General features: G+C 36.2%; 14 protein-coding genes and 1 pseudogene. 12 read left to right on the top strand and 3 right to left on the bottom strand.

Annotated elements, in window-relative coordinates; genetic code table 11:
* The first annotated feature begins 72 nt into the window (after positions 1-72).
* The 7 genes and pseudogenes from ABLV95_RS11465 (at position 73) to ABLV95_RS11435 (ending at position 15419) form a co-directional block, all read left to right on the top strand.
* Positions 73-1593, top strand: a complete 1521-nt coding sequence (locus ABLV95_RS11465) for an aldehyde dehydrogenase family protein (protein ID WP_460872115.1) — start codon at positions 73-75, stop codon at positions 1591-1593.
* A 215-nt stretch (positions 1594-1808) separates the two neighbouring features.
* Positions 1809-5063, top strand: a complete 3255-nt coding sequence (locus tag ABLV95_RS11460) for an Ig-like domain-containing protein (RefSeq protein ID WP_460875738.1) — start codon at positions 1809-1811, stop codon at positions 5061-5063.
* Complete coding sequence (locus tag ABLV95_RS11455) at positions 5020-7146, top strand: Ig-like domain-containing protein (protein WP_460875736.1); 2127 nt, start codon at positions 5020-5022, stop codon at positions 7144-7146. Before ABLV95_RS11460 ends, ABLV95_RS11455 begins: the two co-directional genes overlap by 44 nt.
* Positions 7098-11765, top strand: a complete 4668-nt coding sequence (locus tag ABLV95_RS11450) for an Ig-like domain-containing protein (RefSeq protein WP_460876755.1) — start codon at positions 7098-7100, stop codon at positions 11763-11765. The genes ABLV95_RS11455 and ABLV95_RS11450 overlap by 49 nt, the downstream gene beginning before the upstream one ends.
* Positions 11758-12912, top strand: coding sequence for an Ig-like domain-containing protein (locus tag ABLV95_RS11445; protein WP_460872112.1), 1155 nt, complete (start codon positions 11758-11760; stop codon positions 12910-12912). The genes ABLV95_RS11450 and ABLV95_RS11445 overlap by 8 nt, the downstream gene beginning before the upstream one ends.
* 174 nt (positions 12913-13086) lie before the next feature.
* A pseudogene (locus ABLV95_RS11440) lies at positions 13087-14257 on the top strand (YbfB/YjiJ family MFS transporter).
* Between the two features lie 187 nt (positions 14258-14444).
* Positions 14445-15419, top strand: a complete 975-nt coding sequence (locus ABLV95_RS11435) for a tRNA dihydrouridine synthase (RefSeq protein ID WP_427706009.1) — start codon at positions 14445-14447, stop codon at positions 15417-15419.
* 71 nt (positions 15420-15490) lie between these two features.
* Here the strand turns inward: ABLV95_RS11435 and ABLV95_RS11430 are convergent, their stop codons facing one another.
* Entirely contained in the window at positions 15491-16687 is a 1197-nt protein-coding gene (locus ABLV95_RS11430) for an MFS transporter (RefSeq protein ID WP_460875734.1), read from the bottom strand.
* 294 nt (positions 16688-16981) lie between these two features.
* Between ABLV95_RS11430 and ABLV95_RS11425 the strand changes: the two genes are divergently transcribed.
* The 5 genes from ABLV95_RS11425 (at position 16982) to ABLV95_RS11405 (ending at position 20890) form a co-directional block, all read left to right on the top strand.
* Positions 16982-18163, top strand: a complete 1182-nt coding sequence (locus ABLV95_RS11425; protein WP_460875732.1) for a M23 family metallopeptidase — start codon at positions 16982-16984, stop codon at positions 18161-18163.
* Positions 18164-18315: 152 nt separating this feature from the next.
* Entirely contained in the window at positions 18316-19062 is a 747-nt protein-coding gene (locus ABLV95_RS11420; protein WP_427706015.1) for a glycerophosphodiester phosphodiesterase family protein, read from the top strand.
* Positions 19063-19260: 198 nt separating this feature from the next.
* Positions 19261-19689, top strand: a complete 429-nt coding sequence (arr, locus tag ABLV95_RS11415; protein ID WP_460872111.1) for an NAD(+)--rifampin ADP-ribosyltransferase — start codon at positions 19261-19263, stop codon at positions 19687-19689.
* 254 nt (positions 19690-19943) lie between these two features.
* Positions 19944-20558 (top strand): hypothetical protein, encoded by a 615-nt coding sequence (locus ABLV95_RS11410; RefSeq protein ID WP_460875730.1) that lies wholly within the window; start codon positions 19944-19946, stop codon positions 20556-20558.
* A gap of 32 nt (positions 20559-20590) precedes the next feature.
* Positions 20591-20890 (top strand): hypothetical protein, encoded by a 300-nt coding sequence (locus ABLV95_RS11405; protein ID WP_460875728.1) that lies wholly within the window; start codon positions 20591-20593, stop codon positions 20888-20890.
* Positions 20891-21003: 113 nt separating this feature from the next.
* Here the strand turns inward: ABLV95_RS11405 and ABLV95_RS11400 are convergent, their stop codons facing one another.
* A complete protein-coding gene (locus ABLV95_RS11400) occupies positions 21004-21462 on the bottom strand; it encodes a hypothetical protein (RefSeq protein ID WP_460875726.1) in 459 nt (152 codons plus the stop codon).
* Positions 21416-21922: a ketopantoate reductase family protein gene (locus tag ABLV95_RS11395; RefSeq protein ID WP_460872108.1), complete on the bottom strand. Its 507-nt coding sequence runs from the start codon at positions 21920-21922 to the stop codon at positions 21416-21418. The genes ABLV95_RS11400 and ABLV95_RS11395 overlap by 47 nt, the downstream gene beginning before the upstream one ends.
* Positions 21923-22046 lie beyond the last annotated feature (124 nt).

The raw sequence follows: 22046 nt of genomic DNA, 5'->3' as shown, positions 1-22046 counted from the left end.
TTCAAATATTATATAAGAAAGCGCTTACTTTATTTTGGTGAGGGTATAAGACCCAATAAAGGAGGTTTTACAATGATATATACAAATCCAAATCAAGAAGATGCAAAATACAAAGTGAAATCGAAATATGCTAATTTTATAGGTGGAAAATGGGTTGAACCCCAAGAAGGAAATTATTTTGATAATATTTCACCAGTTACAGGTGAAAGTTATGCCAAGATACCAAAGTCCACACAAAAAGATGTTGATTTAGCTGTTGAAGCTGCCCAGAAAGCACAAGTTGAATGGGGTAAAAAATCATTATCTGAAAGATCACAGTTATTGTTAGATATAGCTGATCGCATTGAAGAAAATTTAGAATATTTAGCAGTAATAGAAACTTTTGATAATGGAAAGCCAGTGAGAGAAACACTTACTGCAGATTTACCATTAGTAGTAGATCATTTTAGGTATTTTGCAGGTGTGATTCGAGCCGAAGAAGGTGGCATTTCACAAATAGATAATGATACAGTTGCATATCATTACAAAGAACCATTAGGTGTAATTGGACAAATTATCCCTTGGAACTTCCCTTTACTTATGGCAACTTGGAAGATTGCTCCAGCGATTGTAACAGGTAATACAGTGGTACTTAAGCCTGCAGAACAAACACCAGTATCGATTTTACATTTTATTGAACTGATAGAAGATATTTTACCAGAAGGTGTGCTTAATATAGTAAATGGCTTCGGCAATGAAACTGGTGAAGCACTAGCCACGCATAAAAACATAAATAAAGTTGCGTTTACAGGTGAAACAACAACTGGAAAAATTATTATGAAGAATGCTAGTGACAATGTCATACCGGTTACACTTGAACTGGGTGGTAAATCACCGAATGTATTTTTCAAAGATATCATGGATAAAGATGACGAATTTTTAGAAAAAGCTGTTGAAGGCTTAGTCATGTTTGCACTAAATCAAGGTGAGGTATGTACATGTCCTTCAAGAGCACTTATTCATGAAGACATCTATGAAAAATTTATAGCTTTATGTATAGAAAAAGTGAATAAAATAAAATTAGGAAATCCTTTAGATGAAACAACAATGGTTGGTGCGCAAACTTCAAATGAGCAACAAGAAAAAATCAAAAAATACTTAGATATTGGTAAAGAAGAAGGTGCTGAAATTCTTGTAGGTGGAAATGTTAGACAAGAAAACGAGAATTTAGAAAATGGATTTTATATTGAGCCAACGATATTCAAAGGTGACCAAAGTATGCGTATTTTCCAAGAAGAAATATTTGGTCCGGTATTATCTGTCGCAACTTTTAAAACAAATGAAGAAGCTCTAGAAATGGCGAATGATACGATTTATGGTCTTGGGGCAGGTATTTGGACGAGAAATCAAAATACTGCGTATCGCATAGGCAGAGGAATTCAAGCAGGACGTGTATGGGTTAATAATTATCATACTTATCCAGCGCATGTCGCTTTTGGCGGGTATAAAATGAGTGGTATTGGTCGAGAAAATCATTTAATGATGTTAGACCATTATCAACAAACTAAAAATTTACTTGTAAGTTATGATACAAAACCAACAGGTCTATTTTAATGAAAAAGAAATAAATATAATGAGAAATTTAAAACTATTGCGCTAATGCGTGATAGTTTTTTTGTTGTTACTAAAATTATTTCCAATTGTATATTTTCGTGAACCTAATAAATAATTTTCTAACTTAATTTTTATATTTAAATCCATATAAAACTCTTAAAAAAATAATACAATTGTGATATTGTATTATCGACTAAGAATAATGGAGGAAAATAATGAAAAACAATCATGATTTAACACCCAATAGAAAGAATAAATATTCTATTAGAAAACTTTCAGTTGGCACAGCGTCATTATTAGTAGGAAGCGTATTAGTATTCGGATTATCTAACGATGCGAATGCAGCAGAAAACGATCTTCCAAAAGATTCCAAAGCACTCAGTACTAATGTGAATGAAGATGATAACCACTTAGTTAATACAGAAAAAGCAAATAGCAACAAACAAGAGCCAGTCAATGACTTTTCAGAAAGCCATGATATTCAGAAGGACAATTTAAAAGCAAGTCATAGTGCTTCAGAGCAAAGTATTGTTCAAAGTAAGCCAACAGCAAATAACACAAATGAAATTGACACTAGCAATAAAGAACCAGAAGTAGCTGTAAATACTAATGAAAGTAAAGTTACTGACAATAAAGAGAATAATAACAACGCGACGAATGTAATTGAAAAAGAAAATGCGGCGTCAAAATCTAATAAAACTAATGAAGAGAATAGTGAAATTGTAAAAATCGAGAATAAACTAAAAGCTGATAATAAAGCAAATGGTGAAAAAGAAACTAATGTAATTGAAAAAGAAAACAAAGAAAATAGTGAAATTATAAAAAACGAAAATAAAAAAGTTAATAATGTTGATGACACATCTCCAAATTACGAGGATAGACAAACAAGTGATGTAGCAGAGGAAACTACAATAAACCAAAGCGAGGCACAATCTAAACAAACAAGAGATGTTAATAGTTATATAGCAAATAATACTAGTAATAAAATAAAAGCAAAAGATGAAGTAAATACACAAAGAGAAAATACTAATTCAGCTAATGCGAACACTGCCGCAGATAGAAGTGGAAGTGAAAGAGCAAGAGCGAGAGCGCTGAATACAAATGAATCCAATAATAATGTTGCTAAAGTGAGAAGAACTCGTTCAGTCATAATCAGAAAAAAATCACCCAGAGCAATGACAGAAGATAGTTCTTTGGAAACATTAGATTACTCAGATAACTATACATTCCAAACCTTGATTTTTGATCCTAGTATATTAACAAGTAACGAAGTTTTAAACGGTAAAACGATTCCATTTGAAATCCATAGTTATTTGACTGGGGCAAATTCTGGAGATAGATATAAAATAAATTTACAACTAGACCCAGTGATAGCTAACCATGTGACAAGAATTACTGTTAATCCTGTTGGTAGTACATCACCAGTAGAGTTAGTTAGATTATCTAATAAGCAAGGTAAATTGACTAACATTTGGCAAGTTAATTTCATTAGAGCAAATGGTGGTTTATTTGGTGGTGCAGAAATATTATCGCAATATACAGCCACTGGAGGACGTATGGAACTTGACACTACCGTTAAAAATATCTTGAACAGTATGAAAAATAAAAAAGATAAGTTAAATTATCTAATATATGTGAAAGACGATTTTGAAAATAAAAAAATACAAACCTCAGAAACCAGTGGTTATTTTTTAACACCATCAGATACAGAAATAAATAACATTACCCCATCACAATCTAATAATGCCAATAATGCATTTAAAGCAAGTAGTGGAACAGTACAATTTGATTCTACAATCGGTAATTTCGGTGGTGCAATCATAGATCATCAAATATTAAAGAATGGAATATTTAACTATGGTGGAAAAATACTTGATCTTGGGTTAAATAAACAATGGGCATACCATTATCAAATTGATCCAGCTTTATTACCATATATTTCTTCAATAGAATTACATAAATTAGATTTTAATGGTGTAAGTGGTTTTGATAAGAAATATTATAAAGGAAATAGAGTAGCAACGCTTGCAGTTGATGCAAATGGTAGAGGTACTATTACAGATACTGACTTAAATCAACTCATAGAATTTAATAATTCATTACCAGAAACTGTAGGTATTAGAATTGTACTTGTATATAATCAAAGCCCTAATAATATATTAACTAGGGGTGCTTCTTATGATGCGAACGGTAATTTAATACCTAGTACAACCCGAGTAAAAGAAGACTTTGCATTTAATGGATACTTAACAGATAGAAATGGAGGAATGATCGCTAATACTTTTGGTTCTTCAACGTACTACATTCAAGATATAGATAAAGATGGTTTGACGGATAATTTTGAAATTCATAAATCTCATTCTGACCCATTTAATGGTGATACAGATAGAGATGGTAAAAATGATGGAGACGAAGTTTTAAGATATCAGACCTCTCCATTAGTAGGCAAACCTATTGTAAATGATATCACGACAGAGGATACCATCATTAACGGTGATGTCCCATTAGATCAATATGCAGCAAATCAAAAAGTGAAAATTTTGAACGCAAATGGCACGGTAGTAAGTCAAGGTACGGTGAATAGTAACGGTACATTTAGATTAAACGTATCGAAATTAACGCCTGGTACTTATAAGGTGGCTATAGACTCACCTAACTATCGAAATGATGAGGTAAATACATTTAAGGTAATTGATATAAAATCATTATTAAAACCAAGTATTGCCCCGGTTAACGATCAAAGTACAAGCCTTCAAGTCAATGGTGTTGGAGGATCTACTATTGTGGTCAAAGATAATAATAACAAGGTTATTGGAAAAGTGGTGTTAGGAAACAGCGAGACAACGAAAACATTGCAGTTGACCCAACCACTTAAAGGCGGAACAATTTTGACTGCTACTGCTACAAAGAATGGAAAAACGAGCTATGCATCAGATCCAGTAACTGTGACAGATATAACAGCACCAAACGCACCAGTGGTGAATGAAGTCACAAGTGAAGGTACACAAGTAACAGGAACAGGTGAAGCAGGATCGACGATTACAGTTCAATTCCCAGATGGAAGTGTGGCAACAGGCACAGTAGATAATCAAGGCAACTACGCAATCGATGTTCCAACGAACGTAGATTTAGTAGGAAATGAAGAGTTAGTTGTCACATCAACAGATGGTGCGGGCAATGTATCAGCAGAAACAAGACTAACAGTCACAGATGCGACAGCACCAAACGCACCAACGGTGAATGAAGTAACAAGCGAAGGAACACAAATTACGGGAACAGGTGAAGCAGGATCGACGATTACAGTTCAATTCCCAGATGGAAGTGTGGCAACAGGCACAGCAGATAGTCAAGGCAACTACGCAATCGATGTTCCAACGAACGTAGATTTAGTAGGGAACGAAGAATTGTTAGTTACATCAACAGATGGTGCTCGGCAATGTATCACCGGAAACAAGATTGACTGTTACTGATGTGACGGCACCAGACGCACCAACGGTGGATGAGGTTACAAGTGAAGGCACGCAAGTAAGTGGAACAGGTGAAGCAAATTCAACAATTACAGTGAAGTTTCCGGATGGAAGTGTGGCAACTGGTACAGTCGATAATCAAGGAAATTACATGATCGATTTACCATTAGATAAGCAATTGAATGGCAATGAAGGGTTGGTTATCACATCAACAGATGGATCAGGAAACGTATCACCAAAAACAAGATTAACAGTTACAGATGCGACAGCACCAGACGCACCAACGGTGAATGAAGTTACAAGTGAAGGTACGCAAGTTACGGGAACAGGTGAACCAGGCTCAACGATTACGGTTAAATTCCCAGATGGAAGTGTGGCAACTGGTACAGTCGATAATCAAGGAAATTACATGATCGATTTACCATTAGATAAGCAATTGAATGGCAATGAAGAGTTGGTTATCACATCAACAGATGGATCAGGAAACGTATCACCAGAAACAAGATTAACAGTTACAGATGCGACAGCGCCAGTAGCCCCAACGGTAAATGAAGTTACAAGTGAAGGTACACAAGTAACAGGAACAGGTGAAGCAGGATCGACGATTACAGTTCAATTCCCAGATGGAAGTACAGTTACAGGTACAGTCGATAATCAAGGCAACTATGTAATAGATATCCCGACAAACATAGATTTAGTAGGCAATGAAGAGTTAGTAGTTACGGCTACTGATGGATCAGGAAACGTATCGTCAGAAACAAGATTAACAGTTAAAGATACAACAGTACCTACAGCCCCAATGGTGAATGAGGTTACAAGCGAAGGTACACAAGTAACAGGAACAGGTGAAGCAGGTTCAACAATTACAGTTCAATTCCCAGATGGAAGTGTGGCAACAGGCACAGCAGATAATCAAGGCAATTACGCAATCGATGTTCCGACAAACCTAGATTTAGTAGGCAACGAAGAATTGGTAGTTACATCAACAGATGGTGCGGGCAATGTATCAGCAGAAACAAGACTAACAGTCACAGATGCGACAGCACCAAACGCACCAACGGTGAATGAAGTAACAAGTGAGGTCACACAAGTAAGTGGAACAGGCGAAGCAGGCTCAACAATTACAGTTCAATTCCCAGATGGAAGTACAGTTACAGGTACAGTCGATAATCAAGGGAATTACGCGATCGATTTACCATTAGATAAGCAATTGAATGGAAACGAAGAGTTAGTTATCACATCAACAGACGCATCAGGCAATGTATCGCCAGAAACAAGACTAACAGTTACAGACGTAACGGCACCAGTAACTCCAACGGTGAATGAAGTCACAAGTGAAGGCACGCAAGTAAGTGGAACAGGCGAACCAAGCTCAACGATTACGGTTCAATTCCCAGATGGAAGTGTATTAACAGGTAAAGTAGATGATCAAGGAAATTACGTGATTGATTTACCAGTAGACAAGCAAATAAATGGAAACGAAGAGTTAGTTATCATATCAACAGATCCATCAGGAAATGTATCGCCAGAAACACGATTGACTGTTACTGATGTGACGGCGCCGGTAGAACCGATGGTGAATGAAGTTACAAGTGAAGGCACGCAAGTCACAGGAACAGGTGAACCAGGATCAACAATTACAGTTAAATTCCCAGATGGAAGTGTGGCAACAGGTACAGCAGATAATCAAGGGAATTACGTGATTGATGTTCCAACAAACGTAGATTTAGTAGGCAATGAAGAGCTCGTAGTGACATCAACAGATGGTGCGGGCAATGTATCACCGGAAACAAGACTAACAGTCACAGATGCGACAGCACCAAACGCACCAATGGTAAATGAAGTTACAAGTGAAGGCACGCAAGTAAGTGGAACAGGTGAACCAAATTCAACAATTACAGTGAAGTTCCCAGACGGAAGTGTTGTAACTGGTGTGGTGGATAATCAAGGAAACTACGTAATAGATATCCCGACAAACTTAGATTTAGTAGGGAACGAAGAATTGGTAGTTACATCAACAGATAGTGTGGGCAATGTATCGTCAGAAACACGATTAACTGTTACAGATGTGACCGCACACAAGTAACAGGAACAGGTGAAGCAGGATCGACGATTATAGTTCAATTCCCAGATGGAAGTAGAGTTACAGGAACAGTCGATAATCAAGGGAATTACGTAATCGATTTACCAGTAGATAAGGAATTGAATGGCAATGAAGATTTGGTTATCACATCAACAGATAGTGTGGGCAATGTATCGTCAGAAACACGATTAACTGTTACAGATGTGACCGCACCAGTAACACCAACGGTGAATGAAGTAACAAGTGAAGGCACGCAAGTAAGTGGAACAGGTGAAGCAGGATCGACGATTACAGTTCAATTCCCAGATGGAAGTACAGTTACAGGTACAGTCGATAATCAAGGCAACTACGTAATTGATATTCCGACAAATGTAGATTTAGTAGGCAATGAAGAGTTAGTAGTTACGGCTACTGATGAATCAGGAAATGTATCTTCAGAAACAAGATTAACTGTTGAAGATACAACAGTACCAAACGCACCGATGGTGGATGAGGTTACAAGCGAAGGTACACAAATTACGGGAACAGGTGAAGCAGGTTCAACAATTACGGTTAAATTCCCAGATGGAAGTGTGTTAACAGGTAAAGTAGATGATCAAGGAAATTACGTGATTGATTTACCATTAGATAAGCAATTGAATGGAAACGAAGACTTGGTTATCACATCAACAGATGCATCAGGAAACGTATCGCCAGAAACAAGGTTAACGGTTAAAGATACGACAGCACCAGACGCACCAACGGTGAATGAAGTGACAAGTGAAGGTACGCAAGTAACAGGAACAGGCGAACTAGGCTCAACAATCACAGTTAAATTCCCAGATGGAAGTGTGTTAACAGGTTCAGTAGATGACCAAGGAAATTACGCGATTGATTTACCATTAGATAAGCAATTGAATGGAAACGAAGAGTTAGTTGTCACATCAACAGATGGATCAGGAAACGTATCACCAGAAACAAGAATGACTGTTACAGATGTGACGGCACCGGCAACACCAACGGTGAATGAAGTTACAAGTGAAGGTACACAAGTAACAGGAACAGGTGAAGCAGGATCGACGATTACAGTTCAATTCCCAGATGGAAGTACAGTTACAGGTACAGTCGATAATCAAGGCAACTATGCAATAGATATCCTAGCAAACATAGATTTAGTAGGCAATGAAGAGTTAGTAGTTACGGCTACTGATGGATCAGGAAACGTATCGTCAGAAACACGATTAACAGTTAAAGATGCGACAGTACCAAACGCACCGATGGTGAATGAAGTTACAAGTGTAAGTACGCAAGTAACGGGAACAGGCGAACCAAATTCAACGATTACGGTTAAATTCCCGGATGGAAGTGTAGTAACGGGAACAGCAGATAATCAAGGCAACTACGCAATAGATATCCCAACAAACGTAGATTTAGTAGGCAACGAAGAGTTAGTTGTCACATCAACAGATGTTTCTGGCAATGTATCAGCAGAAACACGATTAACGGTTAAAGATGCGACAGTACCAAATGCACCAACGGTGAATGAAGTGACAAGTGAAGGCACGCAAGTCACAGGAACAGGTGAACCAGGATCAACAATTACAGTTCAATTCCCAGATGGAAGTGTGGTTACAGGAACAGTCGATAATCAAGGCAACTACGCAATAGATATTCCAACCAATGTAGATTTGACAGGTAACGAAGAGTTAGTTATCACATCAACAGACGCATCAGGTAACGTATCGCCAGAAACACGATTAACGGTTAAAGATACGACAGCGCCTGTAGCACCGATGGTGAATGAAGTAACAAGTGAAAGTACGCAAGTCACAGGAACAGGCGAACCAGGATCAACAATCACAGTTAAATTCCCAGACGGAAGTGTGGCAACAGGTACAGTAGATGATCAAGGAAATTACGTGATAGATTTACCATTAGATAAGCAATTAAATGGTAACGAAGATTTGGTTATCACATCAACAGATGGATCAGGAAACGTATCGTCAGAAACAAGATTGACTGTTAAAGATACGACAGTACCAAACGCACCGATGGTGAATGAAGTGACAAGTGAAAGTACGCAAGTCACAGGAACAGGCGAACCAGGATCAACAATCACAGTTAAATTCCCAGACGGAAGTGTGGCAACAGGTACAGTAGATGATCAAGGAAATTACGTGATAGATTTACCATTAGATAAGCAATTAAATGGTAACGAAGATTTGGTTATCACATCAACAGATGGATCAGGAAACGTATCGTCAGAAACAAGATTGACTGTTAAAGATACGACAGTACCAAACGCACCGATGGTGAATGAAGTTACAAGTGAAGGTACGCAAGTAACAGGAACAGGCGAACCAGGATCAACAATCACAGTTAAATTCCCAGACGGAAGTGTGGCAACGGGTACAGTCGATAAACAAGGAAATTACGCGATCGATTTACCATTAGATAAGCAATTGAATGGCAACGAAGAGTTAGTTATCACATCAACAGATGGATCAGGAAATGTATCTTCAGAAACAAGATTGACTATTAAAGATGCGACAGCACCAAATGCACCAACGGTGAATGAAGTGACAAGTGAAGGCACGCAAGTCACAGGAACAGGCGAACCAGGATCAACAATCACAGTTAAATTCCCAGACGGAAGTGTGGCAACGGGTACAGTCGATAAACAAGGAAATTACGCGATCGATTTACCATTAGATAAGCAATTGAATGGCAACGAAGAGTTAGTTATCACATCAACAGATGGATCAGGAAATGTATCTTCAGAAACAAGATTGACTATTAAAGATGCGACAGCACCAAATGCACCAACGGTGAATGAAGTGACAAGTGAAGGCACGCAAGTCACAGGAACAGGTGAACCAGGATCAACAATTACAGTTCAATTCCCAGATGGAAGTGTGGTTACAGGAACAGTCGATAATCAAGGAAACTACGCAATTGATATTCCAACCAATGTAGATTTGACAGGTAACGAAGAGTTAGTTATCACATCAACAGACGCATCAGGTAACGTATCGCCAGAAATAAGATTAACGGTTAAAGATACGACAGCGCCTGTAGCACCGATGGTGAATGAAGTGACAAGTGAAAGTACGCAAGTCACAGGAACAGGCGAACCAGGATCAACAATCACAGTTAAATTTCCAGACGGAAGTGTGGCAACAGGTACAGTAGATGATCAAGGAAATTACGTGATAGATTTACCATTAGATAAGCAATTAAATGGTAACGAAGATTTGGTTATCACATCAACAGATGGATCAGGAAACGTATCGTCAGAAACAAGATTGACTGTTAAAGATACGACAGTACCAAACGCACCGATGGTGAATGAAGTTACAAGTGAAGGTACGCAAGTGACAGGAACAGGCGAACCAGGATCAACAATCACAGTTAAATTCCCAGACGGAAGTGTGGCAACGGGTACAGTCGATAATCAAGGAAATTACGCGATCGATTTACCATTAGATAAGCAATTGAATGGCAACGAAGAGTTAGTTATCACATCAACAGATGTTTCTGGCAATGTATCAGCAGAAACAAGATTAACAGTCACAGATGCGACAGCACCTGTAGCACCAACGGTGAATGAAGTTACAAGTGAAGGCACGCAAGTGACAGGGACAGGTGAACCAGGCTCAACAATCACAGTTCAATTCCCAGATGGAAGTGTGGCAACAGGCACAGCAGACAATCAAGGTAACTACGCAATAGATATCCCAACAAACGTGGACTTAGTAGGTAATGAAGAACTCATAGTGACATCGACAGATGTTTCTGGCAATGTATCACCGGAAACAAGATTGACTGTTACTGATGTGACGGCACCGGTAGCACCAACGGTGAATGAAGTGACAAGTGAAGGCACACAAGTTAGGGGAACAAGTGAACCAGGCTCAACGATTACGGTTCAATTCCCAGATGGAAGTGTAGTAACGGGAACAGCAGATAATCAAGGAAACTACGCAATAGATATTCCGACAAACGTAGATTTAGTAGGCAACGAAGAATTGGTAGTTACATCAACAGATGTTTCTGGCAATGTATCAGCAGAAACAAGATTAACAGTTACAGATGCGACGGCACCGGTAGCACCAATGGTAAATGAAGTTACAAGTGAAGGCACACAAGTTACGGGAACAAGTGAACCAGGCTCAACGATTACGATCCAATTCCCAGATGGAAGCGTGGCAACAGGCAGAGCAGACAGTCAAGGCAACTACGCAATAGATGTTCCAACGAACGTAGATTTAGTAGGGAACGAAGAATTGATAGTTACATCAACAGATGGTGCGGGCAATGTATCACCGGAAACAAGATTGACTGTTACTGATGTGACGGCACCGGCAACACCGACGGTGAATGAAGTAACGAGTGGAGACATGAAAGTAACAGGAACAGGCGAACCAGGCTCAACAATTACAGTTAAATTCCCAGATGGAAGTGTAGTAACGGGAACAGCAGATAATCAAGGAAACTACGCAATAGATATCCCAACAAACGTAGATTTAGTAGGGAACGAAGAATTGGTAGTTACATCAACAGATGGATCAAGAAACATATCGTCAGAAATGCGATTGACTGTTAAAGATACGACAGCACCGGCAAGCACCAACGGTGAATGAAGTGACAAGTGAAGGTACACAAGTAACAGGAACAGGCGAACCAGGCTCCACAATAACAGTGAAGTTCCCAGATGGAAGTGTGTTAACAGGTACAGTAGATGACCAAGGAAATTACGTTATTGATTTACCAGCTGATAAGCAATTGAATGGCAACAAAGAGTTAATTGTTACGGCTACTGACTCATCAGGAAACGTATCGTCAGAAACGCGATTAACGGTTAAAGATACGACAGCACCTGTAGCCCCAACGGTGAATGAAGTGACAAGTGATGGCACGCAAGTAACAGGAACAGGCGAACCAGGATCAATAATCACAGTTAAATTCCCAGATGGAAGCACATTAACAGGCACAGTCGATAATCAAGGAAATTACGTGATCAATTTACCAGCTGATAAGCAATTGAATGGCAACGAAGAGTTAGTTATCACCTCAACAGATCCATCGGGTAATGTATCACCAGAAACAAGATTGACTGTTAAAGATACGACAGCACCTGTAGCTCCAACGGTGAATGAGGTAACGAGTGGAGACATGAAAGTAACAGGAACGGGCGAACCAGGCTCAACAATCACAGTGAAGTTTCCAGATGGAAGTACAGTTACAGGTACAGTCGATAATCAAGGCAAATACGTAATTAATATACCTACTAATGTCAATGTAAAACCTGGGGATAAAATACAAGTGTCAGCGATTGATAAGAAAGGCAATACATCTAGAACAACAATTATCGTGAGTAGCAATAGTAATTCAACCTCTAACCAATCGAATGTTCACGATAATACTAGCAATAATTATGATTCAAGCAATAAATTAGGTTTGAATGGAAATAAAGCGAAAGATGGAAAATTAAATAGAAATATAAATAGTAGCAACAAACTTTCGAATACTTCAATTAACGATAAAGCTGAAACAGCAGAAGGTTCGAAAGGCGATGTTTTACAAATTAAAGATAAGAAAGGTATTATTTCAAATCTGAATAATGACAAAAATAAACTTGGTAACTCAGATAATAAAAAGGTAGATAAATTACCTGACACGGGTGAAAGTGAGAACCAAGCCAATGGATTATTAAGTTCATTATTAGCTATGATTGGTGCGTTCTTATTAATTGGAAGACGTCGAAAAAATAAAGAAGATCACCAATAAAAATTAATATTATAATGAGAAAGATATTATAGTATTACAAAATCAATAAGACGGAATGCTCTTTAGATAGAGCTTCCGTCTTATTTTTACTATATAACTTATTAATGATATGCCATTTCTAAAAATATAGCTTAGGCGTATAATGGAATAATTACTAAGGAAGGGTGTGGGAAAATGCAAAAAGCTTATCGGCAACTCGTATTAGGGATGATTTGTTTGTTTATTGTGATGGCAATTGGTCGTTTTGCATACACACCTATTATGCCATTTATGCAACAAACGGGACATATGGATAATCAGAGCGCAGGATTACTGGCAACTATTAATTACTTAGGTTATTTAATTGGAGCAATTATTCCTATATGGATAGTTGTATTTAGCAAGGTTACAGATTTGAAAGTTTACTTACTGATCAATATAGTTTCAACAATATTGATGGGACTGTTTGATAATTTTACACTGTGGATTATTTTTCGTTTAATTGCAGGTATCACGAGTGGAACCGTTTTTGTCTTAGCCTCAAATGTGGCCCTCGAAGCATTGAGAGCAGCGAACAAAGGTCGTATCTCAGGTATGCTTTATAGTGGTGTGGGTCTAGGCATTTTCACAAGTAGTATATTTATATTTTTATTCACTACAGAAAATAATTGGAAGACAACGTGGGTTTTACTTGGTATTTTTGCTTTAGTTATGGGAAGTTTTGTAATTTTTGGTATGCGTCAAAATTCAAATATTGAAAATGAAACACAAAACTTAAATGAAAAAGAAGATAAACCAAAAGTTAAGTTGAATAAAAAATTTATTTGGGGATTTTCAATAGCGTATTTTTGTGAAGGTGCGGGTTACATAATTACAGGAACATTCTTAGTAGCAATCGTTAAATCTATACCTGAGTTTGCAGATTATGCGGCGTTAAGTTGGATGTTTGTAGGGTTGGGAGCTATTCCATCTACGATTTTATGGTCTATGATGGCTGAAAAATTAGGACACGGTAAAGCAACTAATTTAGCATTTATTTTACAAATTATTGCCGTGATATTGCCTGTTTTTTCAGAAAGCATGACGAGTTTAGTGATAAGTTCTATTTTATTTGGTGCTACGTTTCTTGGTTTAACGACATTGTTTATGTCTAAAGCACAAACGTTAATGTTTCAAAGTAATAGTAAAATAAATTTAGTTGCTTCATTAACTGTTATTTACAGTTTGGGACAAATGATTGCACCAAGCACTTTCTGGTGTATTAATTGGTGAATCAGGAAATTATAATGCAGCATTAATTTTTGCGGCGACTATACTTTGCGTTGGACTATTAAGCAGTATGTATAGTTATAGAGTCAGAAATTAAATGATATATTCAAAAGAGAAAACTGGTTTAAAGAAATAAAAAAGTTAGAAGAGTTATATACACGTGTAGAAGCACTCTATGCAGGCTTTTTAGCAGTCATAATACTTTTGTGTAAATTGACTTTTTGTGGTAATATCGTCATGGATAAAAATTCGAGATAATAATAGATAAGAAGGTTTAAATATATATGAAAGAAAATTTTTGGCGTGAATTACCGCGTCCATTTTTTGTTTTGGCACCAATGGAAGATGTTACAGATGTTGTTTTTCGTCATGTTGTCAGTGAAGCAGGCAGACCTGACGTTTTCTTCACTGAGTTTACAAATACAGAAAGCTTTTGCCACCCTGAAGGTGTACACAGTGTACGCGGACGCTTAACATTTACTGAAGATGAACAGCCTATTGTCGCTCATATTTGGGGAGATAAGCCAGAGCACTTCCGTGAAATGAGTATCGGTATGGCAGAAATGGGCTTTAAAGGCATAGATTTAAATATGGGCTGTCCAGTGCCGAACGTTGCAACGAAAGGTAAAGGTTCAGGTCTAATTCAACGTCCTGAAACTGCAGCTGAAATTATTCAGGCGGCTAAAGCAGGAGGTCTGCCAGTAAGTGTTAAAACTCGACTTGGCTATTCTGATATTGATGAGTGGAGAGACTGGCTGACACATGTGTTCGAACAGGATATTGCGAACCTGTCGATTCACCTTCGGACGCGCAAAGAGATGAGTAAAGTAGATGCGCATTGGGAATTAATTGGAGAAATTAAAAAGGTTCGTGATGAAATTGCACCAGAGACATTGTTAACGATTAATGGAGATATACCGGATAGAAAAACAGGCCTTGAACTGGCAGAGAAGTATGGTATTGACGGTGTAATGATTGGACGTGGGATTTTCCAAAACCCGCATGCATTTGAAAAAGAACCGAGAGAACATACGAGTGAAGAGCTTTTAGGGCTGTTAAGACTTCATCTTGACCTATTCGACAAATATACAAAAGAAGAAACGCGTCAGTTTAAACCATTACGCAGATTCTTTAAAGTATACGTACGCGGTATCAAAGGAGCAAGTGAACTGAGACATCAGTTAATGAGCACAAGTACAACGGATGAGGTTCGGATACTCCTTGATGAATTTGAAGCACAAATGACACCTATGGAATAACATTCATAAACTTGGACGAAAATGGTGAAGAAGTATAAAGAAACGACTTAAAAATCTTGATTTTAAGATTTTTAAGTCGTTTTTTGTTTGATTGTTAATGAAATAATGAATGCAATAAGCATGAAAGCTGTGATCATAAATACAACACCTGGCCATTGTATCAACCCATAGAAGATACCTGCTAATGTACCCCCAATAGATGAACCCATGTAATAAAATAATAAATATAAACTAGATGCTTGCGCTTTATGATGTTCAGCACGACTTGCAACTACACCACTTGCTATCGCGTGACCACTGAAAAATGCATAAACACTGAATGCCAATCCGAGTATTTTAAAAACTAAAAAAGGTAAAAGTGTAATCCAAATACCAACGATTAATAGTAAGATGCTAAATTTTAAGGCATTTAATGTACCTAATTTAGTACGTAATTTTGCATTTAATATAGAAGATATCATACCAATTAAGAATAATAAGTAAACAAAGCTAATAATACTGTCATGCAATTGATAAGGTTTAGCCGCCAACACAAAGCCAATATAGTTAAAAGCAGCGATGTTACAGCCTAATAATAGAAATCCAATCATAAAAGGTTTTAGTAAACGAATGTTTTTCAAATGTTGACTATAGCTCAATACTAAAGCTTTAACAGAAAAACGTTGCTTCTCAAAATGTCGAGATGCTGGTAGTAAGAAAGCAAATAATATTGTCGCGACAACACTAATAACTGCAATGGAGAATAAGCCGACTTGATAACCATAAATACTTGAAATAAATCCAGTGAATATTCTACCAAACGCACCACCAAAGGCATTGCCACTTATATAAATACCCATTGCCTCGGGTAAACTATGCGCAGAAATTTCTTCACCGATATATGCCATGGCTATAGAGGGTAAGCCTGCTAAACAGATACCTTGTATAAGCCTAACAATTAAGAAGGTATTGAAATCTGTAATAAAGGGTTGCACTAGTGCTAATAATGACACCGAAATTACAGAAAAAATCATAATAGGTTTACGTCCAATTACTTCTGATATTGCACCAAAAAATAACATAGCAAAAGCTAATGTCAAGGTTGCGACCGACAATGCCAAACTTGCAACAGTTTCACTCACATTAAATGATTGTGTGAAATGGGGGATCAATGGTTGAACGCTATATAGTATTGAAAAAATAGTGAATCCTGAAATGAAAAGCGCAACGATAATTTTAATATATGCTTTTGAACCTCTATTTACATAGCTGTTTTTCAAATCCTCCATTATATGCCCCCTTCATTCTTAATATATCTATAGTATCACGTAACAAATAATATAAAAAAGGCATTAGTTCTTTTAAAAGGTGTAATGCTATAATTTTTTATGTCATTGAGAAGTGGTTATGTTTAAAATTTATACCAAGCATATTTTAATATATATTATAGATAGAATTTTCAAAATAATTACAGGTGTCTCAAATCAATTACCAAAAAATTAAAAATCAGTTTCTGCTATTCTCTTAATATAATTTCTTTGCTATTGTTAGCTAAGGAAAAATTTTGGGAGGATTTATTAATTATGAAAAAAATCGTTACAGCAACAATTGCTACATTGTCATTGGGAGCAGTGGGCATAGCACAGTCAGACGCAGAAGCATCAGAGAATAATCAATCAGGTACGCAATATTCAAGTAACCAATCTACAAATGATATCTTTGAATATGGTTATATTGATGAAGATAATAGTGGGAATTATCACCATACATTAGATGGAAACTGGGATCAATCAATGTTTGATCAACAACAATATTATTTCTATTTAATTGATGAAGAAGGAAATTACCATTATTACTATTTCCCTATGAATGATCAAGGCACAAACTCAACAAATACGAATGCAACAAATGCATATAATGATAACAACTATAGTGCTGATAAAAGTCATGAAGCTGTTCAACAGAGTGGCTACGATGTAAATGAAGCACCAACGCAATCACAAGAAGCACCACAAAGTTCTAATAATGAAGTTTCTGCTCAAACTTCATCACAAGAACAAAGCACAACAACTAACGACAACGCATCTTATACACAAAATAATACATCATCAAACGAAAACTATGAAAGTAGTTATACACGCAATGACGGTAATGGTGTTGAAGATGTGAAACAAAATGCAACGTCAAATAACGTAGAGAACACAACAAATACACCTGCTACAGAATCAACAAACACAAATAGTTCTAATGAAGGACAAGCTACGCAACAAGAAGCGGCACCTTCATCAGAAGCTTCAAACAACAATAACAGCACGAACACATCAGAAGCTTCAAACAATAATACATCATCAAACAATAATAACAGCACAAGTTCATCAAATTGGTTAACAAGTAATAGTCAAATGCAACCATATGGTCAATATCATGGTGGCGGGGCACATTACGGTGTCGACTATGCAATGGATGAAAACACGCCAGTATATTCATTAGCAGATGGTACTGTTGTACAAAGTGGTTGGAGTAATTATGGTGGCGGAAACCAAGTTACAATCCAAGAACAAAATAGTGACAACTATCAATGGTATATGCACATGAATTCATTAAACGTTCAAAAAGGTGACCAAGTTAAAGAAGGACAACAAATCGGTGAATCAGGTAGCACTGGTAACTCTACTGCACCACATTTACACTTCCAACGCATGGAAGGCGGAATTGGTAACGGTTATTCAGTAGACCCAACTTCATACGTAAACTCAAAAGCATAAATTAAGATGATAAAATAAAACGTTCTTGAAATTCTGTTATAGAATTCAAGGGCGTTTTTTTATATTAATATGCAGAATTAATAAAGAATATTTGAAATATCTTTGAGACCATATCATAATTGCATTAAATTTAAATTGAAGAGGATGATGGTATGTTTACTGTTTATGGACATAGAGGTTTACCAAGTAAAGCGCCAGAAAATACGCTCGCATCTTATAAAGAAGCTGGAAATACGCCTGGATTAAAATGGATTGAGTTAGATGTAGCGATTACCAAAGATGAACAGTTGATTTTAATTCATGATGATTTTTTAGATAGAACAACGAATATGGTAGGAGAAGTGACACAATTAAATTATGACGACATCAAAGATACATCAGCAGGTAGCTGGTTTGGAACAGAATTTGAAGCAGAAAAACTACCTACGTTTGATGAAGTAATTGAATTGGCAAATGCCTATAATATGAACTTGAATATTGAATTGAAGGGCGTTACAGGTCCGAATGGCACAGTACTGTCAGAAAGTATGATTAAACAAGTTGCAGATAAATTAAAAGATTTAGATGTGGAATTAAAAGTATTGATATCAAGCTTTAATTTGGTTTTAGTGAAATTAGCAGAGCAGTTCATGCCAGACTATGAGAGAGCTGTCATATTTAAATCTGCAGCTTTTGGTGATGATTGGAGAACGCTATTAGATTATTGTGGTTCGAAAATAGTGAATATTGAAGATGCTAAATTGACGCAAGCACGTGTTAAAAAAATCAAAAATGCTGGATATGTGTTAAATGTGTGGACAGTAAATAAGCAATTGCGTGCAAATCAATTAGCGAATTGGGGCGTTGATGGCATTTTTACAGACAAAGCAGATGAAATGATTCATTTAGAAAGATTATAGAATCGTACTTGTGAGGTGGGTAGAGGAAATCAAATGTCGAATTTTGATTTCCTTCCACTTCTTTTTATCAATATAATTTAAAATCAGAGGTCCTTTGTCTTAATTATACATTAAATAATAATATTATTATAGACTACTTCTTTATTGTTTAGCAGTTTATACTGGTGAATAGCTTAGATGAAGAAGGAGTGTTGAACAATGGTAGAACAAAAAGAAGTGTTGGATCAAGGACCATTTTTTCATGGGACAAAGGCTGAATTACAAATAGGTGATTTACTACAAACACAGCGAATTTCTAATTATCAAAACCGTAAAATGAACCATATTTATTTTACTGGCGCTCTAGACACAGCTAAGTGGGGGGCAGAACTTTCGGTCGCATTAGCTGACGAACCGGCACAAGAATACATTTATATTATTGAACCTATTGGGCCATTTGAAAATGATCCTAATGTCACAGATAAAAAATTTCCTGGTAATCCAACTCGCTCATATCGCTCGAAGGAACCTTTGAGAATTGTAGCAAAATTAGCTACATGGGAACGACACTCGAATCATGATATTGAACAAATGTTAAAAGGGTTAGCACAATTACGTAAAGATGGATTAGACATTATTGAAGATTAATATACAACTGTAATGAAAATAATGTAAAGCAGTCTATAATTAATAACAGTGGGCTGCTTGTTTATATAAAAAAAGATTATTCTCAGTGAGGTATTATCTGTCACATATTAGTGTTAAAATTCATTTGATAAATGAGATGGATCATATCGATTTTCAAAGCAATATAAACAGATGTAACGCTTGGAATTCGATAAAATAGTATAGTTATTATGTATGTAATATTCAAATATAAATAAAAAGGATTAATAAATGATATGTTTCGAAAATTTATAAGTGTAATACCGACTGCTATTTGTGGCTTAGCATTGGGTATTTCAGCATTAAGTAATCTTTTGTACATTATGGATAGGAATGTTTTAGCTACAATATTTTTAATTATTAGTGTTATTGTGGTTGGATTATTTATACTAAAATGTATACAATTTCCTAGCATTGTATTGAAAGAATTATCTGACCGTAATATATGTGCGACTTTTCCCACGTTTACAATGACGTTTCTGACATTACTTTATATCTTATACCACCAACTGAATATTACCTGGGGAATCATAATTTGGTTGTGGTGGTTCGTTGTGATACTGCAGTTTGTTATTATTGGGTTATTTATTTATTACCATATTTATTTACATGAAAATGAACGTATCGTTCCGAGTACCAGTTGGTTTGTTACATTTGTGGGAATTGGCGTTATTTCAGAAACTGCTGAAGATTTTTCACCATTCTTTGGGGAATTGATCGTGTATATAGCGACGCTATGCTTTTTAGTATTAATATGTATCGTACTGTTTAAAAAGACATGGCGATTATATAACGAAAATCAATTTCCTATGACAATCATCATAGCGAGCACCAGACTTCACTTTGTTTAAACGGTTATTTATTAAGTGTAGTACATACACAAATGTTTTACATTATAACGATGTTGATTATCTCTCAACTCATATTTATATACTCATTAACATTTATACCGAAATTATATAAATTGAATTTTAGATTTTCATTCTCAGCATTAACCTTCCCGTGGGTGACAACAGCGACATCACTCTATAACTTACTTGAAATTGAATCTTTACCTCATAAAGTACAAAGTGTGTTGTATTTTGTAATGATATTTGAAGTGATATTTGCAATCGTGACTGTGATTTACGTGATTTTAGGATATGCTTCATTTCTAAAGAAACGTACAATTGAAATAAAATAACCTAAATTAAAGAACGAACCTATCATCTAGTCAGCATAGTGGGAGTGGGTATACGAAATTAAATTTTGATTTCGTATACCCACTCCTTTTTAACTGCAATGAATTGAGTCGTTTTAACTGACGGATTTGCTTGCTTCAAATAGAGCATCTAGATGACTTGTAGTTAGTGCTGTATTTTGATTGAGTGCTTTAACATCGTTATAAAGTGCTTCAAGCTCTTTAAAAGAACCTTGTGTTTGATTGATGAGGCCAATGTTCATAACTGTTTTTAATACTATATTGGATAATCCTTTGAAATTTTTAAATATAACAGACTGTGCTTTTGGTTTTATAGTATGGCCTTTGTGTTCTAACAATTGATGTAGTTCAGTAAAAGCAGCTATCGTTTCTTTGGTTATCGTATGCGCACTAGTGTCTTGGTTTTGTTTTAGAATAAATAACATGTTTAAAGGTAAGACTAAAGCAGCGTGTGACATCAACCAATCTTCAAAGTTCTGCTCATAAGTTAGTTTGATTTTCGCATTTTTAAATATTGAATTTAGTTTGTCTGAGAACGTAATTTCTCCATGCATGTTTCCTACTTTGAGCTCTCCGAGCATTAAATCTTAAAATATTAGTATGGCTTGCTTCTCTTGAACCACCAGTCATTAAAAAGCCGAAAGTGATATGCTTAAGGTGATTACTCTGTTGTGTCAATGTGCTTTGTAGTAATTTAGGATCCATGTTATTTCCAATGAAAATAATGTTTTCACTTTTGTTTTGAGCTAATGTTGGTACGACATTGTAAAAATCTGAATATTTCATAGTTACAAAAATAACGTCATATATATCATCTTTTGAAAGTGTGCTTGTCGTTGTTATATGTTCATTTGTCGTTTTTCTTTGCAATGAATGCTTAAGTTTCAAACCTTTTTGATTCAAGTGCTCTAAAGTTTTTCCACGTGCAAACATTGTAATGTCATTATCTTTGGTATTTAGTGCGTGAGCTAAAAATTGCCCCTGTACACCCGCACCATATATTAAAATTTTCATATCATTATCACTCCAATTTAGTTATTGAACAATTGTTTAATAACTTGAAGTTATCATCAATAAGATTTAAACTCAATGAACAATACAACCTTGTTGATGTTTAATGAACAAATATTGAAAATTG

It is taken from the genome of Staphylococcus sp. Mo2-1 (assembly GCF_046721385.1).
Taxonomy (GTDB): Bacteria; Bacillota; Bacilli; order Staphylococcales; family Staphylococcaceae; genus Staphylococcus; species Staphylococcus equorum_A.
The sequence above is the reverse complement of the archived record's forward strand: the minus strand, read 5'-3'. Positions and strand labels throughout refer to the sequence as shown.